Below are 7,024 nucleotides of genomic sequence, written 5' to 3'. Positions count from 1 at the left end.
CCTGGGGTCCGCGGGCTTGTCCGACGGCGTGGCGGAGGTCGCCGCGGCCTTGTCGGCCCGCTGGTCGGATTTCGCGGCGGAGAGTGGCTGGACCTCGTCTGGCAAGGGGCGCTCCTCGTGCGGGTCCGGGTCCCCCGGTGAGGCCCGGACATCCCATGGTATCGACCCCGGGCGCCCCTCTCGCCCCGGGCGGGTCGCTGACAACGCGGGACGGGCACCCGGTGTTCCCGGATGCCCGTCCCGTACGTTTTCGGCCTGTGCGGGCCGAGGCCCTCAGACCGTGATCAGCGCCTCCAGCGGTGCGCCGCCCAGGGCCGCTTCCAGCCGGGCGCGGCCGGCGAGGAAGCCGAGCTCCATGAGGACGGCGACGCCCGCGACCTCGGCGCCGGCGCGGCGGATGAGCTCCAGGGACGCCTCGGCGGTGCCGCCGGTGGCGAGGACGTCGTCGATGACCAGGACACGGTCGCCGGGGGTGAGGTCCTCGGCGTGGACCTCGATCTCGGCGGTGCCGTACTCCAGCTCGTACGCCTGGCGCAGCGTGGCTCCGGGGAGCTTGCCCGCCTTGCGGACGGGCACGAAGCCGATCTGCGCGGTGACGGCGACGGGGGCGGCGAGGATGAAGCCGCGCGCCTCCAGTCCGACGATCTTGGTCGCCCCGTGGCGTGCGCACAGCTCGGCGAAGGCGCCGGTGAGCGCGGCGAACGCCACGGGGTCCGCGAGCAGCGGCGTGATGTCCTTGAACATGACGCCGGGCTTCGGGTGGTCGGGGACGTCCCGGATGCGGCTGAGGAGCAGCTCCCGGGTGGTCTCGGCGGTGGTCATCAGCGCTTCTCCGTGGACCGGCCGCCGCGGCGGCCGCGCGGGCCGACGACGGCACCGGCCGGGGCGGTCACGGCGCCCTCGGGCAGCTCGTCGAGGGCGTCGTCGGCGTCCTCGTGCCCGGAGTCGCGCTTGGCGGCCGCGGCGGCGCGCTTGGCGAGGACCCGCTTCTTCAGGGCCTTCATCTGCGGGTCGCGTTCCTTGAGGTCCGCGACGAGCGGTGTGGCGATGAAGATGGACGAGTACGCACCGGCGGCGAGGCCGACGAACAGCGACAGCGAGATGTCGTTGAGCATGCCCGCGCCGAGGAAGCCGCCGCCGATGAAGAGCAGGCCGGCGACCGGCAGCAGCGCCACGACGGTGGTGTTGATGGAGCGGACCAGGGTGCCGTTGAGGCTGCGGTTGGCGATCTCGCTGTAGGTGTAGCGGGTCTGCTTGGTGATGTCCTTCGAGGACTCCTTCAGACCGTCGAAGACGACGACGGTGTCGTAGAGGGAGTAACCGAGGATGGTGAGCAGACCGATGACCGTGCCCGGCGTGACCTCGAAGCCGACGAGCGAATAGATCCCGACGGTGATGGTGAGGTCGTGGACGAGGGCGATGAGCGCGGCGACCGCCATACGCCACTCGAAGGCGATCGCCAGGTAGATCACCACGAGGATCATGAACACGCCGAGACCGGTCCATGCCTTGTTGGCGATCTGCTTGCCCCAGCTGGGGCCGACCAGCTCGGCGGTGATGTCCTTCTCCGCGACCTGGACACCCTCGGCGATCTCGCCCTTGATGGAGTTGGCCTGCTGCGTGTCCAGGCCGGAGACCTGGATGCGCAGGCCGCCGGTGCCGAGCTCCTGGACGATCGCGTCGTGGCCGGCGGCCTCCTCGGCGACCTCCTCGGCCTGGGACGCGGACACCGAGGTGGCGGGCGTGGTGAAGACCGCGCCGCCCTTGAACTCGATGCCCATGTTCAGGCCGCGCACCGCGAGGGCGGCGATGGCCGTGATGGTGATGAGGATCGAGACGGCGTACCAGAGCTTGCGCTTGGCGACGAAGTCGTAGCCGACCTCACCGCGGTAGAGACGGGCGCCGAGATTTCCGAGTCGCGACATCTCACGCCTCCTTCGGTTCGGTCGTGACGGGGGCGGCACGGCGGGTGCGCCGCAGGGGCGGCTGCGCGCCGAGACGCTTCGGGTCGAGGCCGGACCACGGGTGACCGCCGCCGAAGAACTTGCCGCGGGCGAGGATCGTCATGATCGGCTTGGTGAAGAAGAACACCACGACGACGTCGAGGGCCGTGGTCAGGCCGAGCGTGAACGCGAAGCCCTGCACCTTGCCCACGGTGACGATGAACAGCACCGCGGCGGCCAGGAACGACACGAAGTCGGACACGAGGACGGTGCGGCGGGCGCGCGGCCAGGCCCGCTCGACGGCCGGACGCAGCGAGCGGCCCTCGCGGATCTCGTCGCGGATGCGCTCGAAGTACACGATGAACGAGTCGGCGGTGATACCGATGGCGACGATCGCACCGCACACGGCCGGCAGGTTCAGCGCGAAGCCGATGGCCGGGCCGAGCAGCGACATGATCGTGTACGTCAGGACCGCCGAGACACCCAGCGACAGGATCGCGATGAGCGACAGGCCGCGGTAGTAGACCACCAGGTAGATGATGACCAGGGCGAGGCCGATGGCGCCGGCGATGAGGCCCGCGCGCAGCTGCTCGCCGCCGAGCGCGGCGGTCACGGTGGTGACGCTCTGCTCCTCGAAGGACAGCGGCAGGGCGCCGTAGGACAGGATGTTGCCGAGGTCCTGGGCGGACTTCTGGTCGAAGCTGCCGGAGATCTCCGCCTGGCCGCCGGCGATGGGCCTGTCCACGGACGGGGAGGACACGACCTCGCCGTCGAGGACGATCGCGAACCGGTTCTGCGGGTCGGGCTGCGAAGCCAGCTTGCCGGTGGTCTCGGCGAACTCCTTGGCACCCTTGCTGTTGAACTCGAGCTGCACGATCCACTGGGCGCGCGTCGGGTCCAGCACGCCCTGGGCGTCGTCGATGTCCTTGCCGTCCACCTCGGACGGGCCGAGCAGGTACTTGTCCCAGCCGCCGAGCGGGTTCTCACCGCAGGCGACGGTCGGCTCGGAGGGCTTGACGCCCTTGCCCGCGGCGGAGCGCTGCTTCTTGTCGTTGCAGTTGAGTGCCGCGAACTGCTTCTCCAGGGCCGCGGTGTCGGCGCTGGGCGTGCCGGCCGGGGTGGGGGCGGTGAGCCCGCTGGGCGAGGCCGAGGGGCCGGCGGGCGCGGAGGCCGACGCCGAGCCGCTGGGGCTGGGGGCCTTCTTCAGCGCGTCGGTGACCGCACGGCCCTGCGTGGTGGCGCTGGCCGACGGGGACGGCTCGGTGACCTTGTCGCCCTTGTCCTGCTCGGCCTTGCCGGTGGCGGACGCCGAGGGGCTCGTGGAGGCGCCTGCGGAGGGGCTGGAGCTCGCCGACGGCTTCGGGACGACCGGCTCGCTGCCCATGATCGTGAGGACCGGGCGGAAGTACAGCTGCGCGGTGGTGCCCACCTGCTGGCGCGCCTGCTCCTGGTCCGTCCCCTTGGGGATGTTCACGACGATGTTCTCGCGGCCCTGGGTCTGGACCTCGGCCTCCTGCACACCGAGACCGTTGACGCGGCGCTCGATGATGCCGACCGCCGTGTTCATGTTGGTCTCGTTGACGGCGCTTTCCTTGCCGGGCTCGGCCTCGGCCTTCAGCGTGATCGTCGTGCCGCCCGCCAGGTCGATGCCCAGTCGCGGCGTGGTGTGACCGGACCAGAACATCCCGCCGGTGAGCGCGACCATCGCGATCAGGATGAACGCCAGGGCACGCCCTGGCCTCCCCTGTCCCCCCGACGGCCTTCTGCCCTTCTTCGGTGCTGCCACCTTGTCGTTTCTCCCTGTCCAACCGCCCCGCGCCGGGTGTGCGCGGGGCGGCCACGAAGTGTGTGTGGGGACCTGCCCCCGCAGATGCAGATGTGACGCGATCCGGGGACCGCGCGGCACCGGTGGGCGCCGCGCGGTCCCCGGCCGTGGCTACTTCGCGTCGGCCTCGCCGTCGCCCTTGCCGTCCTTCGGCGCGGCGTCCTCCGCCTCGGCCTTCTTGGTGAGGTCCGGCTTGGCGGCGCGCGAGGCGTCCGAGGAGTCGTCGCCGCCGGCCGCGTCGGCGGACTCGATCAGCGAGGAGGCGTCGTCCGGGACGGCCGGCAGGTCGTCGGACTTCAGGTCACCGTCGGTGTCCGAGTCCGTACCGGTGTCGCCGTGCACGATGCGGTTGTACTCGTCGTCGTCGAGGACGGCGCCGATCGCGTTCTTCGCGTACACCGCGTGAACGCCGGGCGCGACCTCCAGGAGGACCGTGTCGTCGCTGACCTCCTTGACGGTGGCGTACATCCCCCCGATCGTCCGCACGCCGGTGCCTGGCTGCATCTGGTTGCGCATCTGCGCCGCCGCCTGCTGCTTCTTCTTGGCGGAGCGGGTCATCAGGAACATGGCCCCGATGAGCACGATGAACGGGAGGAGGGTCACGATATCCACGGGACGGAATTCCTTCGCACGACCGCGCTGGTGAGCGGCCTGATCTACGGGGGTGGGCACGCCGACCTGAAAGGGCGGCATCGGCGGAGTCTAGGCGAGTCCGCATCGATGGAACAACGCCCAGCATCGCACCACGGTTCCCGAGCGGGCGAGCGTCCGCGCCGTCACATGAGGATCACGCTACGGTCACACGCCGAGGTCACACGCCGAACAGTCCCTGTTGTCCTCCCGTGGGGGGCGTGGCCTGCGGCGGTACGAGTCCGAGGTGCGTCCACGCCGCTGGGGTGGCCACCCGGCCGCGCGGCGTACGGGCCAGCAGGCCCTCGCGCACGAGGAAGGGCTCGGCGACCTCCTCGACGGTCTCGCGCTCCTCGCCCACGGCGACGGCGAGCGTCGACAGGCCGACGGGGCCGCCGCCGAACAGCTTCAGCAGGGCCTCCAGGACGGCCCGGTCCAGGCGGTCGAGTCCGCGCCCGTCGACCTCGTACACGGCGAGCGCGGTCGCGGCGATGTCGCGCGTGATCAGGCCGTCGGCCCTGACCTGCGCGTAGTCGCGGACGCGGCGCAGGAGGCGGTTGGCGATACGGGGCGTGCCTCGGGAGCGGCCGGCGATCTCGGCGGCGCCTTCGGCCTCGATGTCGACGTCGAGGAGCTGGGCGGAGCGGTGGATGACGCGCTCCAGTTCGGCGGGGGCGTAGAACTCCATGTGCGCCGTGAAGCCGAAGCGGTCGCGCAGCGGGGGCGGCAGCAGGCCGGCCCGGGTGGTGGCGCCGACCAGGGTGAACGGCGGGAGTTCGAGCGGGATCGCCGTGGCGCCGGGGCCCTTGCCGACGATCACGTCGACCCGGAAGTCCTCCATCGCCATGTAGAGCATCTCCTCGGCGGGCCGGGACATCCGGTGGATCTCGTCGAGGAAGAGGACCTCGCCCTCCTGGAGGGAGGAGAGGATCGCGGCGAGGTCGCCCGCGTGCTGGATGGCGGGGCCCGAGGTGATGCGGATGGGGGCGCCCATCTCCGCCGCGATGATCATGGAGAGGGTGGTCTTGCCGAGGCCGGGGGCTCCGGACAGCAGGACGTGGTCGGCGGTCGCGCCGCGGGCGCGGGCGGCGCGCAGGACGAGGTCGAGCTGTTCGCGGACGCGTTCCTGGCCGACGAACTCGTCCAGCGACTTGGGGCGCAGCGCCGCCTCGACGGCCTGGTCGTCGCCGTCGGCGGCCGCGCCGACGAGCCGCTCGGCGCCCTGCAGGGCGGGGGCCGCCGCGGGCAGGTCGCGGGCGGTGTCGTCGCGGGTGTCGTCCCAGTCCATGGCGGTGTGCCTCACGGTGGTGGTCGGTCTCGTCGGTCGCGGCGGCAGTGGTGGCCGCCCTGGGGCGGGCGGTGCAGCGGTGCAGCGGTGCGGCCGCGGGGTCAGCGGGTGCGGTTGAGGGTCTGCAGGGCGGTCTTGAGGAGGACGCCGATCTGCGGGTCGCCGCCCGCCGCCTCGGCCTGCGGGGTCACGGCCGTCACCGCCTCGTCCGCCTCGCGCGCGGCGTAGCCGAGGCCCACCAGCGCGGCGTGCAGCTGGTCCCGCCACGGTGGCGTTCCCGTGGCGGCCGGGGCTCCGGCGGACGTGCCGAGCGGGGCGCCGAGGCGGTCCTTCAGTTCGAGGAGCAGCTTCTGCGCGCCCTTCTTGCCGATGCCGGGCACGGCCGTGAGCGCCTTCTCGTCACCGGACGCGACCGCGACGCGCAGCGCGTCGGGGGTGTGCACGGCGAGCATGGCCTGGGCCAGTCGCGGGCCGACGCCGCTGGCGGTCTGGAGCAGTTCGAACACCTGCCGCTCGTCGTCGTCCGCGAAGCCGTACAGGGTCAGCGAGTCCTCGCGGACGACCAACGACGTGTGCAGCCGGGCCTCCTGACCCAGCCTCAGGCCGGAGAGGGTGTTCGGCGTGCACTGGACGGCCATGCCGACGCCGCCGACCTCGATCACGGCGGTGGTCGGGGCGAGGGCGGCGACCGGTCCCGTCACGAAGGCGATCATGCGTTGCGGCCTTTCGTCGCGTGCTGGGTGGCGGTGGCGCGGTGCGCGGCGACCGCCTGCTGGAGGCGGTTCTGCGCGGGGGCGCGCCAGATGTGGCAGATGGCGAGGGCGAGTGCGTCGGCCGCGTCGGCCGGCCTGGGTGGCGCGTCGAGCCGGAGCAGCCGGGTGACCATGGCGCCGACCTGCGCCTTGTCGGCGCGGCCCGTGCCGGTGACGGCGGCCTTGACCTCGCTGGGGGTGTGCAGGGCGACGGGGATGCCGCGCCGGGACGCGCACAGCATGGCGACCGCGCTGGCCTGGGCGGTGCCCATCACCGTACGGACGTTGTGCTGGCTGAACACGCGCTCCACGGCGACCCGTTCGGGACGGTGCGTGTCCAGCCACTCCTCCATGCCCTGCTCGATGGCGACGAGGCGGTGGCCGATGTCCGCGTCCGGCGGCGTACGGATGACCCCGACGCCGACCATGGTCAGCGGGCGCCCCGCGACGCCGTCGACGACGCCGACACCGCACCGGGTCAGCCCCGGGTCCACCCCCAGCACACGCACGCCACCGCTCCTTCGTTCATCTGCTCGTGCAGGCTATCGGGTGGCACTGACAACGCGGCGGGCCGACGGGGTGTGTT

At 72.3% G+C, this 7,024-nt stretch carries 7 protein-coding genes; all 7 read right to left on the bottom strand.

Features of this window, described 5'->3' with window-relative positions; all coding sequences use genetic code 11:
- Positions 1 to 273: 273 nt before the first annotated feature.
- A complete protein-coding gene (locus tag HTZ82_RS31690; RefSeq protein WP_375540883.1) occupies positions 274 to 822 on the bottom strand; it encodes an adenine phosphoribosyltransferase in 549 nt (182 codons plus the stop codon).
- Positions 822 to 1,925 (bottom strand): protein translocase subunit SecF, encoded by a 1,104-nt coding sequence (gene secF, locus HTZ82_RS31685; protein ID WP_175412857.1) that lies wholly within the window; start codon positions 1,923 to 1,925, stop codon positions 822 to 824. Before secF ends, HTZ82_RS31690 begins: the two co-directional genes overlap by 1 nt.
- 1 nt (position 1,926) lies before the next feature.
- The gene (gene secD, locus HTZ82_RS31680; RefSeq protein WP_175412856.1) at positions 1,927 to 3,729 is read right to left on the bottom strand and encodes a protein translocase subunit SecD; all 1,803 of its coding nucleotides are present in this window, start codon (positions 3,727 to 3,729) and stop codon (positions 1,927 to 1,929) included.
- A gap of 150 nt (positions 3,730 to 3,879) precedes the next feature.
- Positions 3,880 to 4,380 carry a preprotein translocase subunit YajC gene (yajC, locus tag HTZ82_RS31675; protein WP_175412855.1) on the bottom strand — a complete coding sequence of 167 codons (501 nt, stop codon included), beginning with the start codon at positions 4,378 to 4,380 and terminating at the stop codon, positions 3,880 to 3,882.
- Positions 4,381 to 4,579: 199 nt separating this feature from the next.
- A complete protein-coding gene (gene ruvB / locus HTZ82_RS31670; protein ID WP_175412854.1) occupies positions 4,580 to 5,686 on the bottom strand; it encodes a Holliday junction branch migration DNA helicase RuvB in 1,107 nt (368 codons plus the stop codon).
- A gap of 101 nt (positions 5,687 to 5,787) precedes the next feature.
- The gene (gene ruvA, locus HTZ82_RS31665; RefSeq protein ID WP_175412853.1) at positions 5,788 to 6,399 is read right to left on the bottom strand and encodes a Holliday junction branch migration protein RuvA; all 612 of its coding nucleotides are present in this window, start codon (positions 6,397 to 6,399) and stop codon (positions 5,788 to 5,790) included.
- Positions 6,396 to 6,947 (bottom strand): crossover junction endodeoxyribonuclease RuvC, encoded by a 552-nt coding sequence (gene ruvC, locus HTZ82_RS31660; protein ID WP_175412852.1) that lies wholly within the window; start codon positions 6,945 to 6,947, stop codon positions 6,396 to 6,398. The genes ruvA and ruvC overlap by 4 nt, the downstream gene beginning before the upstream one ends.
- Between the last annotated feature and the right edge of the window lie 77 nt (positions 6,948 to 7,024).

This window comes from Streptomyces sp. TRM64462 (assembly GCF_013362995.1).
In the GTDB taxonomy this organism is placed as follows: Bacteria; Actinomycetota; Actinomycetes; order Streptomycetales; family Streptomycetaceae; genus Streptomyces.
The sequence above is the reverse complement of the archived record's forward strand: the minus strand, read 5'-3'. Positions and strand labels throughout refer to the sequence as shown.

What these genes read in the sequence shown, in the direction of transcription:
- ruvB (WP_175412854.1), bottom strand. Translation starts at nt 5,686, where the DNA reads ATGGACTGGGACGACACCCGCGACGACACCGCCCGCGACCTGCCCGCG.
- HTZ82_RS31690 (WP_375540883.1), bottom strand. Translation starts at nt 822, where the DNA reads ATGACCACCGCCGAGACCACCCGGGAGCTGCTCCTCAGCCGCATCCGG.
- secF (WP_175412857.1), bottom strand. Translation starts at nt 1,925, where the DNA reads ATGTCGCGACTCGGAAATCTCGGCGCCCGTCTCTACCGCGGTGAGGTC.
- ruvA (WP_175412853.1), bottom strand. Translation starts at nt 6,399, where the DNA reads ATGATCGCCTTCGTGACGGGACCGGTCGCCGCCCTCGCCCCGACCACC.